This window comes from Bradyrhizobium sp. STM 3566 (assembly GCF_045571445.1).
GTDB classification, from domain to species: Bacteria; Pseudomonadota; Alphaproteobacteria; order Rhizobiales; family Xanthobacteraceae; genus Bradyrhizobium; species Bradyrhizobium vignae.
The window spans coordinates 4,831,347-4,850,365 of sequence record NZ_CP120692.1 but is presented as its reverse complement, the minus strand read 5'-3'; the positions used below and the strand labels follow the sequence as shown (position 1 = coordinate 4,850,365).

General features: G+C 65.6%; 17 protein-coding genes and 1 pseudogene. 14 read left to right on the top strand and 4 right to left on the bottom strand.

The genetic code is table 11. From position 1 onward, the window contains the following. Positions 1-235: 235 nt before the first annotated feature. Positions 236-472: a hypothetical protein gene (locus P6U27_RS23460; protein WP_122404113.1), complete on the bottom strand. Its 237-nt coding sequence runs from the start codon at positions 470-472 to the stop codon at positions 236-238. A gap of 59 nt (positions 473-531) precedes the next feature. Beyond that, the gene (locus P6U27_RS23455; RefSeq protein WP_122404112.1) at positions 532-1,515 is read right to left on the bottom strand and encodes a Ku protein; all 984 of its coding nucleotides are present in this window, start codon (positions 1,513-1,515) and stop codon (positions 532-534) included. Between the two features lie 230 nt (positions 1,516-1,745). On the opposite strand from P6U27_RS23455, the gene P6U27_RS23450 reads away from it, so the two are divergent. The 14 genes and pseudogenes from P6U27_RS23450 to P6U27_RS23385 all read left to right on the top strand — a co-directional run bounded on the left by P6U27_RS23450 (position 1,746) and on the right by P6U27_RS23385 (position 18,011). Then, positions 1,746-1,901 carry a hypothetical protein gene (locus P6U27_RS23450; RefSeq protein WP_162832009.1) on the top strand — a complete coding sequence of 52 codons (156 nt, stop codon included), beginning with the start codon at positions 1,746-1,748 and terminating at the stop codon, positions 1,899-1,901. Positions 1,902-2,114: 213 nt separating this feature from the next. Beyond that, complete coding sequence (locus P6U27_RS23445) at positions 2,115-2,789, top strand: response regulator transcription factor (RefSeq protein WP_011085905.1); 675 nt, start codon at positions 2,115-2,117, stop codon at positions 2,787-2,789. Positions 2,790-2,883: 94 nt separating this feature from the next. Then, a complete protein-coding gene (locus P6U27_RS23440) occupies positions 2,884-4,260 on the top strand; it encodes a sensor histidine kinase (protein ID WP_122404111.1) in 1,377 nt (458 codons plus the stop codon). 163 nt (positions 4,261-4,423) lie between these two features. Then, a complete protein-coding gene (locus tag P6U27_RS23435) occupies positions 4,424-5,824 on the top strand; it encodes a hypothetical protein (RefSeq protein WP_407192707.1) in 1,401 nt (466 codons plus the stop codon). Between the two features lie 99 nt (positions 5,825-5,923). Further along, positions 5,924-6,193: a hypothetical protein gene (locus P6U27_RS23430; RefSeq protein WP_162500360.1), complete on the top strand. Its 270-nt coding sequence runs from the start codon at positions 5,924-5,926 to the stop codon at positions 6,191-6,193. A gap of 131 nt (positions 6,194-6,324) precedes the next feature. After that, entirely contained in the window at positions 6,325-7,431 is a 1,107-nt protein-coding gene (gene ccmI / locus P6U27_RS23425; RefSeq protein ID WP_122406752.1) for a c-type cytochrome biogenesis protein CcmI, read from the top strand. 37 nt (positions 7,432-7,468) lie between these two features. After that, positions 7,469-7,978: a cytochrome c maturation protein CcmE gene (gene ccmE / locus P6U27_RS23420; RefSeq protein ID WP_122404109.1), complete on the top strand. Its 510-nt coding sequence runs from the start codon at positions 7,469-7,471 to the stop codon at positions 7,976-7,978. Continuing rightward, positions 7,975-9,954 carry a heme lyase CcmF/NrfE family subunit gene (locus tag P6U27_RS23415; RefSeq protein WP_407192706.1) on the top strand — a complete coding sequence of 660 codons (1,980 nt, stop codon included), beginning with the start codon at positions 7,975-7,977 and terminating at the stop codon, positions 9,952-9,954. Before ccmE ends, P6U27_RS23415 begins: the two co-directional genes overlap by 4 nt. Positions 9,955-9,958: 4 nt before the next feature. Continuing rightward, entirely contained in the window at positions 9,959-10,441 is a 483-nt protein-coding gene (locus P6U27_RS23410) for a cytochrome c-type biogenesis protein (protein ID WP_122404107.1), read from the top strand. Between the two features lie 214 nt (positions 10,442-10,655). Further along, a pseudogene (locus tag P6U27_RS23405) lies at positions 10,656-10,832 on the top strand (methyl-accepting chemotaxis protein); the annotation flags it as partial. A gap of 221 nt (positions 10,833-11,053) precedes the next feature. Further along, the gene (locus P6U27_RS23400) at positions 11,054-12,631 is read left to right on the top strand and encodes a Do family serine endopeptidase (protein WP_122404106.1); all 1,578 of its coding nucleotides are present in this window, start codon (positions 11,054-11,056) and stop codon (positions 12,629-12,631) included. Positions 12,632-12,905: 274 nt separating this feature from the next. Further along, a complete protein-coding gene (locus tag P6U27_RS23395) occupies positions 12,906-13,586 on the top strand; it encodes a response regulator transcription factor (RefSeq protein ID WP_122406751.1) in 681 nt (226 codons plus the stop codon). Then, positions 13,570-15,030 (top strand): HAMP domain-containing sensor histidine kinase, encoded by a 1,461-nt coding sequence (locus P6U27_RS23390; RefSeq protein ID WP_122404105.1) that lies wholly within the window; start codon positions 13,570-13,572, stop codon positions 15,028-15,030. Before P6U27_RS23395 ends, P6U27_RS23390 begins: the two co-directional genes overlap by 17 nt. Beyond that, entirely contained in the window at positions 15,027-18,011 is a 2,985-nt protein-coding gene (locus tag P6U27_RS23385) for a bifunctional [glutamine synthetase] adenylyltransferase/[glutamine synthetase]-adenylyl-L-tyrosine phosphorylase (RefSeq protein WP_122404104.1), read from the top strand. The genes P6U27_RS23390 and P6U27_RS23385 overlap by 4 nt, the downstream gene beginning before the upstream one ends. Here the strand turns inward: P6U27_RS23385 and P6U27_RS23380 are convergent. Next, entirely contained in the window at positions 17,971-18,201 is a 231-nt protein-coding gene (locus tag P6U27_RS23380) for a formate dehydrogenase subunit delta (RefSeq protein ID WP_162500359.1), read from the bottom strand. The genes P6U27_RS23385 and P6U27_RS23380 overlap by 41 nt on opposite strands. Then, complete coding sequence (gene fdhD, locus P6U27_RS23375) at positions 18,191-19,018, bottom strand: formate dehydrogenase accessory sulfurtransferase FdhD (protein WP_122404102.1); 828 nt, start codon at positions 19,016-19,018, stop codon at positions 18,191-18,193. Before fdhD ends, P6U27_RS23380 begins: the two co-directional genes overlap by 11 nt. Between the last annotated feature and the right edge of the window lies 1 nt (position 19,019).

The window sequence follows — 19,019 nt, the reverse complement described above, 5'->3', positions numbered from 1 at the left end:
ACTCGCAAATAGATCGAGTAAGTCGTGTGCGCACCAAAAGAATTAAACCCCGGGCAATCGCACCTCCGCTCATACGACGGCATTCATTAAATTAAGGTTCCGTCGATCCGTCCAAGTGGATTGATATCGGCAAGCGGCCGCACGGCTGCGCCGGCGCAGTGTCCGTCAAGGCGTGCCCCTTAACCGATTTTTGACCCTGTTCGTCAATGCGTCGGCAAGCATACTCGGATCGCTCTCATCCGCGCGAGGCGTCCGCATTCAGCGCCCGCAACATGGCGATGCGGGCGAACATCAGCCAGGCGCCACTGGTCTCGGCCGCATTGATCAACGTCTCGATCGCGGTCTGCCAGTGCGCCTCGTGCTGGACGTCGTCGGGCAGCTGCATGATGTAGTCCGCAGCATCTTGCAGCGTGAGCAGTTTGCGCTTGTTGCTCACGCGAACGGGATCGTCGAACGCCGTCGACCAGGGCATGTCAGGCCGCCCGATCGGCGAGGAGAGACATCACGGCGCGATCGTGGGGTGTGATGCTGCTAGCCGGCCTTCTTTGCCCGCGCCGGAGCCCGCACCGGCTTGTCGGCCTTCTTCGTGGCCTCCTTGGGCGCGGTCTTTGCCGCGGCGTCCTTGCCGCCCTTGCCTGATATCGGAAGCAGCATCTCGCGCTGGCCCTCGACGCGCTTCTTCGGCTTCTTGCCCTTGGCGGTCTCCTTAACGACCTTCGCAGCAGGGGGAGCCTCCTTCTCGCTCGCGAGGCTCTTCTTCAGCGCATCCATCAGGTTGATGACGTTGCCGCCCGTCTTCGGTGCGGCCTTCGCGGTAATCGGCATGCCGCTGCGCTTCTTGTTGATGAGATCTATCAGCGCGGTCTCGTAGTGATCCTCGAACAATTCGGGCTCGAACGCGCCGGACTTCTTCTCGACGATGTGTTTTGCAAGGTCGAGCATGTCCTTCGTCAGCTTCACGTCCTGGATATCGTCGAAATATTCCTTTTCGCTGCGGACCTCGTAGGGGTAGCGCAGCAGCGTGCCCATCAGCCCGCTCTCGAGCGGCTCCAGCGCGATGATGTGCTCGCGGTTGGTCAACACCACGCGGCCGATCGCGACCTTGTCCATGCTGCGGATGGTCTCGCGGATCACCGCATAAGCGTCGTGACCGACCTTGCCATCGGGTACGAGATAATAGGGGCGGATCAGGTAGCGGTTGTCGATGTCGGACTTGGGCACGAACTCGTCGATCTCGATCGTGTGCGTGGAGTCCAGCGCGATCTCGTCGAGCTCGTCCTTGGTGACCTCGATATAGGTATCGGTGTCGATCTTGTAGCCCTTGACGATGTCCTCGGAGGTCACCTCGTCGCCGGTCTCGGCGTCGACCTTGAGGTACTTGATGCGGTGGCCGGTCTTGCGATTGATCTGGTTGAACGAGACCTTCTCGGTATCCGAAGTGGCCGGATAGAGCGCGACCGGGCAGGTCACGAGCGACAGACGCAGAAAACCCTTCCAATTGGCGCGGGGGGCCATGGGCTACTCCAGACGCAACAGAGGACAAGTCCTGAGGATAACATCGCCCAGGTGCGAATCATAGCAAGCGCCGGCGCGGAATCTCGCAACGGCGTTAATCGCCGCCTGCGCCATGTTGCCGGTTGGGCCCATGCTCCGGAACATCGCCCGAGATCGCGCGTTGCTCCCCGGCAATTCGACGCCGCGAGGAGCGCGGCAAACCGGCGCGACAGCCACAGATTGAGGTCACCATGGCTACCACGCGAGAGCAGAACCGGATCGTGGAAACTCCGACCGAGGCGCGCCAGGGCGAACCCGGGCCTTCGGTGGCGGCGCTTCTCGCCATCTCGACGGGACTTGCGATCCTGATCCTTGCCGTCGTCTGGTTCGTGTTCTTCAGAACCTGACGGCCCGAACCGGCCGGCTCGCCGCGTTACGCGGCCATTGCGCCCGCCATGCCGTCGGCTCGCCCGGCTGCGCGGCGGGCGCACTCGCGTCAGTGCATGAGAAATCGTATATGACCAAAAAGTAACGCGGCCGGTTCCCGGCGTTCATATTCAGTTCACGCCGGAATTGCTCATCTGGAGCGGTGTTCGTGCGGTCTATTTCTGGAGAGAAGCGTGCGCCTGCTCGTTGTCGAGGACGACCCCGATCTCAATCGCCAGCTCACCAAGGCGCTGACCGACGCCGGCTATGTCGTCGATCGGGCCTTCGACGGGGAGGAGGGGCACTATCTCGGCGACAACGAGCCGTATGACGCCGTGGTGCTCGATATCGGCCTGCCGAAGAAGGACGGCATCTCGGTGCTGGAGGCCTGGCGCCGCAACGGCCGCACCATGCCGGTCCTGATCCTCACCGCACGCGACCGCTGGAGCGACAAGGTGCAGGGCTTCGACGCCGGCGCCGACGACTACGTCGCAAAGCCGTTCCACCTGGAGGAGGTGCTGGCGCGGATCCGCGCGCTGCTGCGCCGCTCCACCGGCCATGCCCAGAGCGAGCTGAGCTGCGGTCCGGTCACGCTCGATACCCGGACCGGACGAGTCAGCGTGTCGGGCAATCCCGTCAAGATGACGTCGCACGAATATCGGCTTCTGGCCTACCTGATGCACCATTCCGGCCGCGTCGTTTCCCGGACCGAGCTGGTCGAGCATCTCTACGACCAAGACTTCGATCGCGACTCCAACACCATCGAGGTCTTTGTCGGACGCATCCGCAAGAAGCTCGACGTCGATATCATCCAGACCGTCCGCGGCCTCGGCTATCTCCTGACCCCGCCGCCCGCGCCCGGCGCCTGAGGCGTTCTCGGGCTTGACGGGAGGCCGAACAGGGCCCTTGGTCCGGTCATGACGTCCGACGACCTGACTTCCAGCCCCTGCCGGGACCGTTCCGATGGCCGCTAGCTCCCTTGCGAACCGACTGTTCTTGTCGGCGACCGCTTGGCTCGTGGTGATCCTGGCCATCACCGGCGTGGTGCTGTCGTCGGTCTACAAGAACGCCACCGAGCGCGCCTTCGACCGCCGGCTCAATCTCTATCTGCGCACCTTGATCGCCGAAGTCGCGACCCCGGACGAACCGCCGGACCGTCAGTTCCAGTCGCTTGGCGAGCCCCTGTTCGAGCTGCCGCTGTCCGGCTGGTACTGGCAGATCACCCGGACCGACACCGAGAAACCGGAGGTGCGCTCCTCGCGCTCGCTCTGGGACAAGAAGCTGCCGAAGCTGGAGGAGCAGGGCGCCGAGCTCACCGCCGCCGGCATCCGCCTCGCTTATGTCGACGGGCCCGAAGGGCAGAATCTGCGCATGGTGGAACGGCCGGTCGATCTCGGTGCCGACGGCAAATTTCTCGTCAGCGTCGCCGGGGACGACACCGAGATCTTCGATGAGACGCGAAGCTTCGACTACTATCTCGGCGGCACCTTCACCGCGCTCGGCATCGTGCTGCTGCTCACGACCGTATTCCAGGTCCGCTTCGGCCTTGCACCGCTCAAGCGCATTTCGGAATCGATCGCCGACATCCGCTCTGGGCGGGCCGAACGGCTCGAGGGGGAATTCCCGGTCGAGATCGCACCGCTGGCGCGCGAGACCAACGCGCTGATCGAGGCCAATCGCGAGATCGTCGAGCGCGCGCGCACCCATGTCGGCAATCTCGCCCATGCGATCAAGACGCCGCTCTCGGTCATCGTCAACGAGGCCGGCGCCCACCCGTCTGATCCATTCGCTACCAAGGTGATGGAGCAGGCGGACGTCATGCGCGACCAAGTTGCCCATCATCTGGAGCGTGCACGCATTGCGGCGCGGGTCTCGGTGGTCGCGACCGTGACGGAGGTGGCGCCCGCCATCGAGGCGCTGCGGCGGACCATGGAGAAGATCCATCGCGACCGCGGCGTCGTGGTCGAGGCCAAGGCCGACCCATCCGCGAAGTTCCGGGGCGAGCGGCAGGATCTCGAGGAGATGGTCGGCAATCTCGTCGACAATGCCTGCAAATGGGCGGCCTCGCGCGTCTTCATCGAGGTTCTGGTCGAGACGCCGCACCAGGCCGGCGCCGGGCCGCGTTTGCGGATCATCGTCGATGACGACGGCCGCGGCCTGTCGGAAGCGGAGCGCGCCCAGGTCGCCCGGCGCGGCCAGCGGCTGGACGAGTCCAAGCCCGGATCGGGCCTCGGCCTGTCGATCGTGACCGATCTCGCCGCCCTCTATGGCGGTGGCCTCTCCCTTGGCGCTGCGCCGATCGGGGGCTTGCGGGCGGTGCTGGTCCTGCCCGGAATATAGTCCTTTGTTCCAATGGGAGTTTTCGGCTCGGGCGCGCCCGATCCGCAAAGCCCATGAAGGCATTGGGGCGAACGTCCTCAACGGCTTCTTAAGGCGCGGCCTCCTATGATTGCGCCCGGACGCATCCCGTTGTCCGCCATTTTACCGTGCATTACCCGGGCGCATGAGCCAGACATCGATCGAGCGGCTGAGGGAATATCTCGCGCAGCTCCCGCCGCAGTCGCAGGCGCTGCTGATGCGGGAGTTCGAGCGCGCCCTCGAGCGCGGCCAGGACACGGCGGTGGCAACCCTCGTGCTCGAGCAGCTGCGCAAGATCGTGCGCAAGACGGAAGCCGAGGAAGCCCCGCCGCCACGGACGGACGATCTGTCGCGGCTGTTGTTCCAAGTGGTGGAACCCTTCCTGGTCGAGGCGGGGACGCCGATCCGGGTCGGCCAGATCCGCCGCTCCTCGCTGCAGCCGATCTGGCAATGGCTCGGCCGTGACGGCGCTTCAGACAAGGTGAGCGAATTCGAGGCGGCGCTCGCCCGTATGCCGCCTGACGGTGCCGGGCAAATCGAGGCGCTGGCGCACAAGCTCCAGGCGGTAGCCACGGACGCGATCATGGAGCTGACGGGGCCGGGCGGCGGCGACAAGTCGCGGGCGCTCGCCCGTGTCGGTCCCCCCAACGTGATCGAGGATCTCTATTCGATCGGTGCGGTGCTCCAGGTCCGGGACGCCATCGCGACGCTCAACGAGAAGCTGCCGCGCACCTTGCGGACCTTCGGCGATTCCCAGATCGCCTCGGTGACTTCGGCGCTCAACATTCCGGTGCTCCAGACGCCGCAGATGCTGCCTTTCGCCTTATCGGTCGTCGTGCAGCGGATGACCGCGCCGTGGCAGATCATCCGCCTTGCCATCAAGATTGCCGCGTCGGACGACGAGATCCGCGTCGCGGCGACACCTTACGGCGTCGCCGTCACGATCGCCCTGCACGATCTGTCCTGCATTGCCGCGATCCTGCGCACGGACATCAAGCGCGGCCATTTCGACAATGTCGCCGCCAATCTCAAGACGCTGCACGACGGCGTGCGCGGCCTGCGCACCGAGCTCGACCTGCGCAACGATTCCGCCTGGGGCAAGCAGCTGACCTCGATCCGGGCCGACATCTCCAATGCGCTGCAATCCGAGATCGACAGCGTTCCCGGGCGCGTTCGCCGCATTCTGCGCCAGCGCCCCGAGAAGGACATTCCGCCGGGCGCGCGGATCGACGGCACCGAGGTCGAGGAAACCGTGGCGCTGATCGATTTCGTCGCGACCTGCCGCAACTATGCGAGCGAGCTTGCGATCAACGAGGTGACGCTGCGCACCTATTCCGACCTCCAGCAATATGTGGAACGATCGACCGAGCAGCTTGTGCAGTCATTGCGCGCCGCCGATCACAAGGTCCGCGCCTATCGGCAGCAGCAGGTGCAGGCCGCGATTCGCTTCTGCCAGGTGCTGTTCGGCCACGATTACGCCTCGTTGATGAGCCGCGCGGCAGAAAACGCGCTCACAGGCGAGCGCAAATCGTCGCGCGCAGGCTGACCAGCTGCATATCTTCGTAATCACAATTTATGGTTGACGGTGCCGTTGGCGCGCCGTACGGTCCCCGTGCAAGTCTTGGGAATTTCTATTTGTGGGCGCATGAAACCCGTTATTAGCTCCATCGAAATTGAGAACCGCGTTGTCGTGGCCAAGTATCAAAGGCTGATGGTTGGCGCCAAGGTGGTGCTGGTCGAGAAGGCAAGCGATCGGCAGCTGCCTGAGACAATCACGAGGGTTGCATCTCGGGTTCCCGTCGGAGCATTGCGCATCAGATTGCCCGATGCAATCAAGCCGGGAACATACTTCCTGAAGGCCTTCAACGGGCACGGCGAGGACGCCGCGCAAAGTATCGACTTCGAGATCGGCTAAGCCGTTGGATTTTCACCGCTTCGGGACCGAATGCGGTCGCGCCGAATTGACAATTGTCAATTGCCGCCTCGTCCGGCCGTGGTGTAAAGCCACCTATGGGCGCGGTTCGTGCGCCGCCGGAAGCTTGCCCGATGACGCTATGGTTCGTGTTCGCGCTGATGACGGTCGCGGCGATTTTCGCCGTGCTCTGGCCGCTCGGCCGCACCAGCCGCGCGCAGGATCAGGGCAGCGAGGTTGCGGTCTACAAGGACCAGTTGGCCGAGATCGAGCGTGATCTCAGCGCAGGATTGATCTTGGCGCCGGAGGCCGAGGCCGCGCGTGTCGAGATCAGCCGCAGGCTGCTCGCGGCGGCTGCCAGCGAGCCCGCGACCGCGCCGACGTCGAGCCTCAAATGGCGCCGTGCGGCGGCCGTGCTGGCGTTCGCCGGCCTGCCGCTCGTTGCGGTCGGCGTCTATATGCCGCTCGGCTCACCCCGACTACAGGACTTTCCCCTCGCGCAGCGGGAGCGCGGGTCCGGCATGGCGCAGTCGCTCGAGAACCTCGTCGTGCAGGTCGAGCAGCATCTGGAGAAGAATCCGACGGACGGGCGCGGCTGGAACGTGCTCGCGCCGGTTCTGGAGCGGCTGGGCCGCTTCGACGACGCCGTGCGCGCCTATCGCAACTCGCTCACCTACAATGGCGAGAGCGCAGAGCGCCGGTCCGATCTCGGTGAAGCGATCTCGGCTGCCGCCGGCGGCGTGGTGACCGCCGAGGCCAAGGCCGAATTCGAGCGAGCACGCGCGTTGAACGCCGACGATCCCAAGGCGAACTACTTCCTGGGCCTCGCCGCCGAGCAGGACGGCCGCAAGGACGATGCGGCCAATATGTGGCGCGCGCTGCTTGCGAAAGCGCCTGCGGATGCGCCGTGGCGTGCCCTGGTGCAGTCCTCGCTCGCGCGAGTCGGTGGCGGCGGCACGATGCCGGCCTTGTCCGACGAGACGATTGCTGCCTCCAAGGATATGGCCGAAGGCGATCGCAACGCGATGGTGCGCGGCATGGTCGATCGTCTGGCCACGCGGTTGAAGCAGAACGGTGATGATGTCGAGGGGTGGCTGCGTCTGGTGCGCGCCTATCTCGTGATGGGGGAGCGAGACAAGGCGATGGGCGCCTCGGCTGATGCCCGGCAGGCGGTTGCCGGCGACACCGAGCGGCTGCGCCAGCTCAACGAAGGCCTGAGGACTCTCGGGCTCGGCGGATGACGAATGCACGACGAGAGATGCGGAGAACGGATACGCCATGACGCGCAAGCAGCGACGTATGACCATCATCGGCGGCTCGCTCGCCGTGCTCGCGCTCGCGGCCGCGCTGGTGCTCAACGCGCTTCGCGACTCCATCGTGTTCTTCTCGACGCCGAGCATGGTCGCTGAGAAACATATCGAACCGGGCAAGCGGTTTCGCCTCGGCGGCTTGGTGCAGCCCGGCTCGCTCCAGCGCAGCGACAATCTCGCGGTGACGTTCGAGGTCGCCGACGGCAACGCCAAGCTGCCGGTCGCCTACAAGGGCATCCTGCCCGACCTGTTCCGCGAAGGGCAGGGCGTGGTCGCCGAAGGCGCGCTCGACGCCAATGGCGTGTTCAAGGCCGATACCGTGCTGGCCAAGCACGACGAGACCTACATGCCCAAGGACGTCGCCGATGCCCTGAAGAAGCAGGGGCACTGGAAGGACGATTACGGCCCCCAAGCTTCTGGTGCCGGCAAACCTGCGGCGACGACCGCGCAGGGCAATCCGCAGGGAGCGGTGCGGTGATCGCCGAATCCGGACATTACGCGCTGGTGCTGGCGCTGGGGCTCGCACTGATCCAGTCCATCGTGCCCCTGGTCGGCGCGCGCCTGCGCGATGCTGCTCTGATGAACGTGGCGCGCTCAACGGCGCTGGCGCAGCTCCTGTTCGTCGGTGTGTCGTTCGTTGCGCTCGTGATGCTGCACGTGAATTCGGATTTCTCCGTCGCCAACGTCTACGAGAACTCCCACTCGATGAAGCCGCTGCTCTACAAGATCACCGGCGTGTGGGGGAACCATGAAGGCTCGATGCTGCTGTGGGTGTCGATCCTCGCGCTGTTCGGCGGATTGGTCGCGAGCTTCGGCAACAATCTGCCGCTGTCGCTGCGCGCGCATGTGCTGGCCGTGCAGGCCTGGATCGCCAGCGCGTTCTATCTCTTCATCCTGATGACCTCGAATCCGTTCCTGCGCATCGTCAATCCGCCGATCGAGGGGCGCGATCTCAATCCCGTGCTCCAGGATATCGGCCTCGCCGTGCATCCGCCGATGCTCTATCTCGGCTATGTCGGTTTCTCGATCTCGTTCTCCTTCGCCGTCGCGGCATTGATGGAGGGCCGGATCGATGCGGCCTGGGCGCGCTGGGTGCGGCCCTGGACGCTGGTTGCCTGGATCTTCCTGACGCTCGGCATCGCCATGGGCTCGTACTGGGCCTATTACGAGCTCGGCTGGGGCGGCTGGTGGTTCTGGGATCCGGTCGAGAACGCCTCGCTGATGCCCTGGCTCGCCGGCACCGCGCTGCTGCATTCGGCACTGGTGATGGAGAAACGCAATGCGCTGAAGGTCTGGACCATCCTGCTCTCGATCCTGACCTTCTCGCTGTCGCTGCTCGGCACCTTCCTGGTTCGCTCGGGCGTCATCACCTCGGTGCACGCCTTCGCCACCGATCCGACCCGCGGCGTGTTCATTCTGCTGATCCTGTGCCTGTTCATCGGCGGCAGCCTGTCGCTGTTCGCCGGCCGCGCAACGTCGCTGAAGCAGGGCGGGCTGTTCGCGCCGATCTCGCGCGAGGGCGCGCTGGTGCTGAACAATTTGCTGCTCACAGTGGCTTGCGCGGTCGTGCTGTTCGGCACGCTCTATCCGCTGGCGATGGAGATGCTCGCCGATTTCAAGATGTCGGTCGGCGCACCCTTCTATAACCTCACCTTCGCGCCGCTGTTTGCCCTGTTGCTGCTCGCGGTGCCGTTCGGGCCGATGCTGGCGTGGAAGCGCGGCGATCTGCTGGGCGTGACGCAGCGTCTGCTTGCTGCAGGTGTTGCCGGGCTCGTCGTGGTTGCCATCACCTGGGCCTGGGTGCGGGGCGGCAGCGCGCTGGCGCCGCTCGCGATCGGGCTCGGCGTTTTCGTCATCGCCGGCGCCGTCACCGACCTCGTCGAACGGACTGGGCTGGTTCGTCTGCCGTTCGCAACGGTGCTGCACCGGGCGCGCGGCCTGCCGCGGTCAGCCTGGGGCACGGCGTTTGCGCATGCCGGCCTCGGCGTCGCGCTGATCGGAATCGCCTGCGAGACCACCTGGAACAGCGAATATATCGCGACGATGAAGCCGAACGACGTCGCCCATGTCGCCGGCTATGACCTGAAGCTCGACGGGCTGTTCCAACGCCAGGGCCCGAACTACCGCGAGATGATCGCCGAGTTCAACGTCAGCCGCGAGGGCGAAGCCATCAGAGTCATGACGCCGTCCAAGCGCAGCTTCACCACCCGCGGCTCATCGACCACCGAGGCCGCATTGCTGACGCGCGGCGCGAGCCAGCTCTACATTTCGCTCGGCGACGCCACGGAAGGCGCCATCGCCGTGCGCATCTATTACAAGCCGTTGGTCCTCCTGATCTGGTGGGGGCCGGTGCTGATGGCGTTCGGCGGCGTGCTCTCGCTCTCCGACCGCCGCCTGCGGGTCGGCGCGCCGAAGCCGGCGCGGGCCAAGCAGCGCCTCCAGCCGGCGGAGTGATCCGATGCGCCGGATGATGACCGCGCTCATCGCCTTGATGCTGCTGGCTTCACCGGCGGCCCACGCTGTCCAGCCCGACGAGATCATGTCGGACCCGGCCAAGGAATCGCGCGCGCGCGAGTTGTCGCGCGAGCTTCGCTGCATGGTCTGCCAGAACCAGTCGATCGACGATTCCGATGCGCCGCTGGCACGCGATTTGCGGCTTCTGGTGCGCGAGCGCATTGCGGCCGGCGACAGCAATTCGCAGGTGCTCGATTTCCTGGTGGCGCGCTACGGCGAGTTCGTGCTGCTGAAGCCGCGCTTCGAGCGGCAGACGCTGCTGCTGTGGCTGCTCGGGCCGGCGCTGCTGATCGGTGGCGGCTTGGCGCTGTGGCTGCAAATCCGCCGGCGTTCGCGGAGTGGTGCCGACGTACCGGCCCCGCCGCTCACGCCTGAGGAAGAAGCGCGGCTTGCAGCATTGATGTCGGACGAAGCCAGGTCGTCGTAGCTGCGCAGTGATACGTAGGCTGGCCGTCGCCCGCGTGTTTCATCCTATGCTGACCTTTGTCTGGAAGCTTGTCGCGAATTTGATTCCAGATCTGAGTCCCCCGACGTTCGCGAACAGCAATCTGACGATCCGCTTCCTGGTCGGCGCCGTTGTCGCTGCGTTATTGTTCCTGCTGGGCATCGGCGGCGGCACCGGTTTCATCGCGGTGCTCTATGATGCCGCACGCGGCACCCTCGACGTCTCCAACCATATCGTCCAGATCACCTCGACCTCCGCGGAGACCGGCCGCATGGCCGCCGAGGCGCGGGATTCGGCGGTCGACCTGTCGCAGCAGGCCGAGACCTTGAAGCGCGAAATCGGCGCGTTCATCGTCAGCGTCAGGGCGAGCTGAGCGCCAAAAATCGCGCTTCCGCTTTGGTCACGGGAACTCGATTAAGTTCCTGTAAGACCACGATTTTTGGCCTGTGCTAAACTGCCGCATCTGTCTCGTCCCTTCATTACAAAAGTTTAACCCCGCCGCCAGCGCGCGGTAAGGCGGGAATCCCCATCTTCAAGTCCGCAAGGTGCTGGGATCCGGCACCAAAAGGAATTCAAGGCCCTGGAGATTTCTGCATGACCGATCGTATCGACCTCTCGAACCTTCCGACGTACCGGCCGCCGCGCCGGTCGGTGTTTTCCGCGCGCAAGCTGGCGCTGATGGCTTCGGTCGTCGCCGGTCTCGGCGCGGCCGTCTATGGCTTCAGCCCATCGACCTCCCCGGCCGACCTGTTCTCCAGCCCGGCGCATGCGCAGGTCAACAACGAGGTCCGAAAGGTCGAGCGTCCGATCGGTTTCGCCGACATCGTCGAGCGCGTGAAGCCGTCCGTGATCTCGGTGAAGGTCAACATCAAGGAGAAGACCGCGAGCAACGATGACGGTGATGATTCCTCCTCGCCGTTCCAGCCGGGCTCGCCGATGGAGCGCTTCTTCCGCCGCTTCGGCGGTCCCGATGGTTTTCCGGGCCTGAAGGGCGGCCGCGGCCGCGTCGTGCAGGGCCAGGGCTCCGGCTTCTTCATCTCCGCTGACGGCTATGCCGTCACCAACAACCATGTGGTCGACGGCGCCGACAAGGTCGAGGTCACCACCGATGACGGCAAGACCTACACCGCCAAGGTCATCGGCACCGACCAGCGCACCGACCTCGCCCTGATCAAGGTCGAGGGTAGCTCCAACTTCCCATTCGCCAAGCTTGCCGACGGCAAGCCGCGGATCGGCGACTGGGTGCTCGCGGTCGGCAATCCCTTCGGTCTCGGCGGCACCGTGACCGCGGGCATCGTTTCGGCCAGCGGCCGCGACCTCGGCAATGGTCCCTATGACGATTTCATCCAGATCGACGCGCCCGTGAACAAGGGCAACTCCGGCGGTCCGGCCTTCAACACCGATGGTGAAGTGATGGGCGTCAACACCGCGATCTACTCGCCCTCCGGCGGCAGCGTGGGCATCGCGTTCTCGATCCCCGCCAACACGGTGAAGAGCGTCGTCGCCCAGCTCAAGGAGAAGGGCTCGGTCAGCCGCGGCTGGATCGGCGTGCAGATCCAGCCCGTGACGTCCGATATCGCCGACAGCCTCGGCATGAAGAAGGCTGAGGGCGCCCTGGTGGCGGAGCCGCAGGCGAGCGGTCCGGCCGCCAAGGCCGGCATCGAGTCCGGCGACGTGATCACCGCGGTCAACGGCGAGACCGTCAAGGACGCCCGTGAGCTTGCCCGCACCATCGGTGGCATGGCGCCCGGCGCCTCCGTGAAGCTCAACGTGCTGCACAAGGGCCAGGATAAGGTCGTGAACCTCACCCTCGGCCAGTTGCCGAACGCGGTCGAGGCCAAGGCCGATACCGATAATGACAGCGGCAAGGGTGCCAGCAAGGGCACCGACGTGCCCAAGCTCGGCATGACCGTTGCGCCCGCAAATTCCGTTGCCGGCGCCGGCAAGGAAGGCGTCGTCGTCACCGAAGTCGATCCGAAGAGCGCCGCGGCCGAGCGCGGCTTCAAGGAAGGCGATGTGATTCTCGAAGTCGGTGGCAAGAGCGTTGCCACCGCAGGCGAGGTCCGCGACGCCATCAACGCGGCGCGGACCGACAACAAGAACAGCGTCCTGATGCGCGTGAAGAGCGGCGGCCAGTCGCGCTTCGTCGCCGTGCCCATCGCCAAGGGCTGAGCCTTCAGGAGGTCTACGAGATGAAGGGCATCGCCGGCATCAGTCGCCCCCGCCGCCGGTGCCCTTCGGGGAAGCAGCGCAACGTTCGCTTCCCTCATCTACCTTCCGGTGGAATTACGCCCCCCTCCGTCGGAAGGCCTAGGGCGGTGAGGTCCCCCCAGCTTCACCGCCCGCCTTTTTCCCGCTTCGAGACTCCCCCGCTCGGCTTGCATGCGATTGCCGCTCGCGCCATGTTTAGAGAAGGTTGACCTCCTTGACCGCCGCTGAACGCACGATGCGCCTCCTCATCATCGAAGACGACCGCGAATCCGCCGACTACCTCGCCAAGGCGTTTCGCGAAGTCGGACACATTGCCGACCACGCCGCTGACGGCGAGGAAGGCCTCGCCATGGCCGAGAACGGCGACTACGACGTGCTGGTGGTCGATCGCATGCTGCCCAAGCGCGACGGCCTGTCGCTGATCGGCGCACTGCGCGACAAGGGCAACACGACGCCGGTGCTGATTCTCTCAGCGCTCGGGCAGGTCGATGACCGCATCAAGGGCCTGCGTGCCGGCGGCGACGACTATCTGCCAAAGCCCTATTCCTTCGCCGAGCTGCTGGCCCGCGTCGAAGTGCTGTCGCGCCGTCGCGGCGGCCCGGCCGAAGAGACGCTTTATCGCGTCGGCGACCTCGAGCTCGACCGGCTGTCGCATCGCGTCGCCCGCGGCAAGGACGAGCTGACCCTGCAACCGCGCGAATTCCGCCTGCTCGAATATCTCATGAAGCATGCCGGCCAGGTGGTGACCCGCACCATGCTCTTGGAGAACGTCTGGGACTATCATTTCGATCCGCAGACCAACGTGATCGACGTGCACATCTCGCGGCTGCGCTCCAAGATCGACAAGGGCTTCGAGCGCCCGCTGCTGCACACGATCCGCGGCGCCGGATACATGATCCGTGACGGCATTCGGTAAACTCGTCCGCACCACGGCGTTCCGGCTGACGCTGGTCTATCTGCTGCTGTTCGCGATGTTCGCGGCCTCGCTGCTCGGCTATTTCGCCTGGAATACACGGCGGCTGATCACCGAGGAAATCACGCAGACGGTCAATTCCGAGACTTCGGAAATCAGCGAGATCTACGATCGCCGCGGCATGTTCAGCCTCGTGCGTACGATCGAGTATCGCGCGCTACGCCCGGGTGCCAACCTCTATCTCGTGACCACGCCGACGGGGCAGGCGATTGCCGGCAATGTCGGCTCGCTGGCGCCCGGCGTGATGGCGACGCGCGGCTGGTCGGAGACGGCCTATCGACGCCTCGAGGATGCCGATGATCGCGATCATCGCGCTTTGGTGCGCGTCACCGAATTGGAGAACGGCTTCCGGCTGCTGATCGGCCGCGACCTCGCCGAACGGCGGCGCCTGTTCGGCATCGTCGCCAAGGCAGCGCAATGGTCGATCCTGATCGTCGTCGTGCTCGGCCTCGGCGGCGGCATCTTCGTCGCACGCAGGGTGCTGAGGCGCATCGACGCGATGACCGGCACCACGCAGCGCATCATGACCGGAGATCTCAGCGAGCGCCTGCCCGTGGGGCGCAGTGGCGACGAGATCGATCGCCTCGCCGAGAACCTCAACGCCATGCTCGAGCGGATCGAGGCGCTCATGGCGGGTCTGAAGGAGGTTTCCGACAACATCGCCCATGATCTCAAGACGCCGCTGACGCGGCTGCGCAATCGCGCCGAAGAGGCGTTGGCGAGATCAGGCTGCGAGGCCGATTATCGCGCCGCGCTGGAGCGGACCATCGAGGAGTCCGACGGGCTGATCCGGACCTTCAACGCGCTTCTGATGATCGCGCGCGCAGAATCCGGACAGGCGCGCGGCAACATGGACGACTTCGATGCCGCGGAGGTTGCGGAGGGCATCCACGAGCTCTACGAGCCGCTCGCCGAGGAAGACGGCATGACCCTGAAGGTCAAATGCGAGCCGACGCCGGTTCATGCCAATCGCGAACTGATCAGCCAGGCGCTCGCCAATCTCGTCGAGAACGCGATCAAATACGGCAAGCCGGCGGCACAAGCGGCCGGAACCGTGGTCAGCATGGACGCGAGGCAAATCACGATCGAGGCGCGGCGCGAGGGCGACCGGGTGCTGCTCAGCGTGACCGATCGTGGTCCAGGCATCCCCGAAACCGATCGCAAGCACGTGGTCGAGCGATTCGTGCGGCTGGAGGCCAGCCGCACGCTGCCGGGCTCAGGTCTCGGCCTCAGCCTCGCCTCGGCGGTCGCGACGTTGCACGGTGGCGAATTGCGCTTGGGCGATGCCAATCCCGGCCTCGTCGCCACGCTCGTCGTGCCGGCGCGCGCGGGGGCCGGCGACAGGGTTGCTCCGCCGATGCAGGATGTGCCACAGAAGGTGGCATGAACCACTCCGCGCCGGGAAACGCGGACAAGCATGGTGAGAGGCTGGCCGCACGCTTCGCGGAGGCTCCCCATATTGCCGCTTCCACAACCGACGAACGACGTTTCGAAACCTGGCTGGCCGAGCTCGAGCCGGCACAATCGGCACGTCTCGAATCCCTGCTGGTTCATCCATTCGCGCGGGATATCTTGGCCGGGATCGCGGAATTCTCGCCCTATCTGTTCGATCTCGTGCGCGCCGACCCCGCGCGTCTGGTCAGGCTGCTCGAATGCGATCCCGATGTGCACCTGGCGGTGCTGATGGCGGAGGCGAGGAGCGCCGTGCTCGCGGCATCCGATGAAGCCGAGGTGATGCGCCTGCTTCGCCGCATGAAGGCGGAGGCAGCACTGCTGACCGCACTCTGCGACATCGGCGGCGTCTGGCCGGTGATGCGGGTGACGGCGGCGCTGACCGATATCGCGGTATTCTCGGTCCAGGCGGCGCTCCAGTACCTGCTGCGGCAGGAAGCCGCACGTGGCAAGCTCTCACCGCCCGACCCCGAGGCGCCCGAAAAGGGCTGCGGGCTGATCGTGCTGGCGATGGGCAAGATGGGCGCGGGCGAGCTGAACTATTCCAGCGACATCGATCTCATCGTCTTCTTCGATCCCGATGCCACGACGCTGGCGCCCGATATCGAGCCGCAGCCGTTTTTCGTGCGGGTCACACAGGGCATGGCGCGCATCCTGCAGCAGCGCACCCATGATGGTTACGTCTTCCGCGTGGACCTGCGGCTGCGCCCCGATCCGTCCTCGACGCAGGTGGCGATCTCACGGGACGCCGCGCTGAATTACTACGAACGGGAAGGGCGCACCTGGGAGCGCGCCGCCATGATCAAGGCGCGGGCCTGCGCCGGCGATCCCAGGGCGGGCGAGGCGCTTCTGGCGGAGATCGCGCCCTTTGTCTGGCGCAAGCATCTCGACTTCGCCGCGCTCGCCGACGTCCACGACATGAAGCGGCAGATGCAGACCTATCGCGGCCAGAGCGAGATCGCGGTCGAGGGCCATAACGTCAAGGTCGGGCGCGGTGGCATCCGCGAGATCGAGTTCTTCGCGCAGACCCAGCAGCTGATTGCGGGCGGCCGCCATCCGGAATTGCGGGTGCGGCCGACGCTGAGGGCGCTCGACGTGCTCGCCTCCAGCAACTGGATCACCCTTGCTGCGCGCGACGAGCTGACCACGGCTTACGAATTCCTGCGCCGGGTCGAGCATCGCCTCCAGATGATCGCCGACGAGCAGACCCACACGCTGCCCGAGGACAAGCAAGCGGTCGAGCGCTTCGCATGGTTCTTCGGCTATCCGGATCGCGAAGCCTTTGCGCGCGACCTGCTGCACCAGCTCAAGATCGTCCAGGGTCACTACGAAAAGCTCTTCGAGGGCGACGATCCGACCGGCACCGCCAAGCTGCCGGCGCTCGACTACGGTGCGGGTCCAGACGATCCGCGCCTGCTTCAGCATCTGGCGACGCTTGGCTTCAAGAAGCCCGCCGCCGTCGCGCAAACCGTGTGCGACTGGATCACCGGCGACTACCGCGTGTTCCGCGTTGAGACGACGCGAAGCGCCTTCGTCGAATTCGTGCCGGCCTTGATCGACGGCCTTGCCCATGCCGAGGATCCGGATCGCGCCGTCGTGGCGTTCGATCATTTCCTCGGGGCGCTCCAGCGCGGCGGCCGGCTGATCACGCTGCTCAGTCAGAACCGGGATCTCGTCGCGCTGGTGGCGCTGGTGCTGGGCGCGGCGCCGCGGCTCGGCGAGATGCTGGCACGGCAGCCGCAGCTCATGGATGGCCTCATCGATCCCCGCTTTTTCGGCGCGATGCCCGACAGGCTGGAATTGTCGGGCCGGCTCGCCGCGACCGTGCAGGATGCCGGCTCCTACGAGGAGTTTCTCGATCGCCTGCGCCTGTTCGGGCAGGAGAGCCTGTTCCTGATCGGCACGCGCATCCTGTCCGGCACCGTCTCGGCGCAGCAGGCGAGCACGGCCTTTGCAGACGTGGCCGAAGGCATCGTCCACACGGTGCATGGCCTCGTCGCCGATCGCTTTGCCGCCCAGCACGGCCGCATCAAGGGGCAGGAGACCGCGATCATCGCGATGGGCCGGCTCGGCAGCCGCGAAATGACGGCCTCGTCCGACCTCGACCTGATCCTGCTCTACGATTTCGACAGCGAGAACCCTGACTCGGATGGGCCGAAGTCGCTGCAAGGTGCGCACTATTTTGCCCGCTTCACCCAGCGCCTGATCAGTGCTTTCACGACGCGGACCAACTACGGCGTGCTCTACGAGATCGACATGCGGCTTCGTCCGTCGGGGCGCGCCGGCCCGGTGGCGTCGAGCCTTGCCTCCTTCGCGGATTACCAGGCCAACGAGGCCTGGACCTGGGAGCACATGGCGCTGACGCGCGCGCGCGTGGTGTCGGCTTCGCCAGAATTCCGGAAACGGATCGAGCGCGTCATCCGCGATGTCCTGACCCGCCGCCGCGACCGCGGGATCATCGCCAACGACGTCGCCGACATGCGCAGCGCGATCGGCCAGGAGAAGGGGGAGGCCGACCACTGGGATCTCAAATACGCCGCCGGCGGCATGATCGACGTCGACTTCATCGCCCAATATCTCCAACTCGTGCATGCCCACGACAAGCCGGACATTCTCGACGTCAGCACCGTGCAGGTGCTGGAAAACGCATGCAGGCTCGGCGTGCTCGCTCAATCCGAGACCGAGATCTTGCGTGCGGCGGCGCGGCTCTATCATGACCTGACGCAGATCCTGCGGCTCTGCGTCAGCGAGCGCTTCAAGCCGGAAACCGCCGGCACCGATCTCCTGCGCGTCATGGCGCGCGCCGGCGATGCGCCGGACTTCTCGTCGCTGGAGGCGCGGGTGAAGGAAACGCAGAGCGAGGTGCGGCGCGTTTTCAGGATGCTCTTAGGGACGTCGCCTGTTTCAGCGAGGTGAGGGCCTCGCGCACGTTCGGCTCCAGTCCCGCGCCGCCGGCATCGAGATGGGCGAAGATCGCGCGCTTCATCCGGGGATCCCAGAACTTCTTGATGTGCTCGGCAATGCCCGGCACGGCTTTGTCATGCCCCTGGCTCTGGAAGAACTTGCCGATCTGGTTGGCCATGTAGATCAGGCGATCAGGCGACATCGGCAACCTCCTGGGCATGGCGGGCGATGACCCGGTCACCATGCGAGAACACTTCGAACCCGTCCTGCCGGGCGATGGCGATCAGCGTGATGCCGGCAGCTTCCGCCGTGCGCACCGCGAGCGCGGTCGGCGCCGAGACGGCGACCATCACCGGCGCGCCGATCGCGGCGGTCTTCTGCACCATCTCGACCGAGACGCGGCTCGTCAGCAGCATCATGCCGCCGCGCGCATCCGTGCGGCTGCGTGCCAGGGCGCCCGCGAGCTTGTCGAGCGCGTTGTGGCGGCCGACATCCTCGCGCAGCGCAACGATGCCGCCGGCAGGGGACCAGAACGCAGCGGCGTGAACGGCGCGGGTTTGCATGTTGATCGATTGCAGCGGCGCAATGGCCTGCATCGCCGCCATGATCTGCTCCGGCGTGAAGGTCTGACCGCACGGCACGACCGCCGCGGGCCGCACGGCTTCAGCGATGGACTCGATGCCGCAGATGCCGCAGCCGGTAGGACCGGCGACGCGGCGCCGGCGCTCGCTGATGAGTACCGCATCTTCCGGTGCCAGCCACATCCTGAGCTCGATGCCGTCGTCGAGGCGAACAACCTCGAGCGATTTGATGTCGTCGACCGACTTGATGATGCCTTCGTCCAGGCTGAAGCCGACGGCGAAATCCTCCATGTTCTGCGGCGTCCCCATCATGACGGCATAGGTGCCGCCATTATAGGTCAGCGCCAGCGGCGTCTCCTCGGGGATCAGCCGCGTCCCCTCTGATGCGATGCCGTCACGCCAGATCTCGCGGTCGATGGCCTGGACCGGAACGTGCATG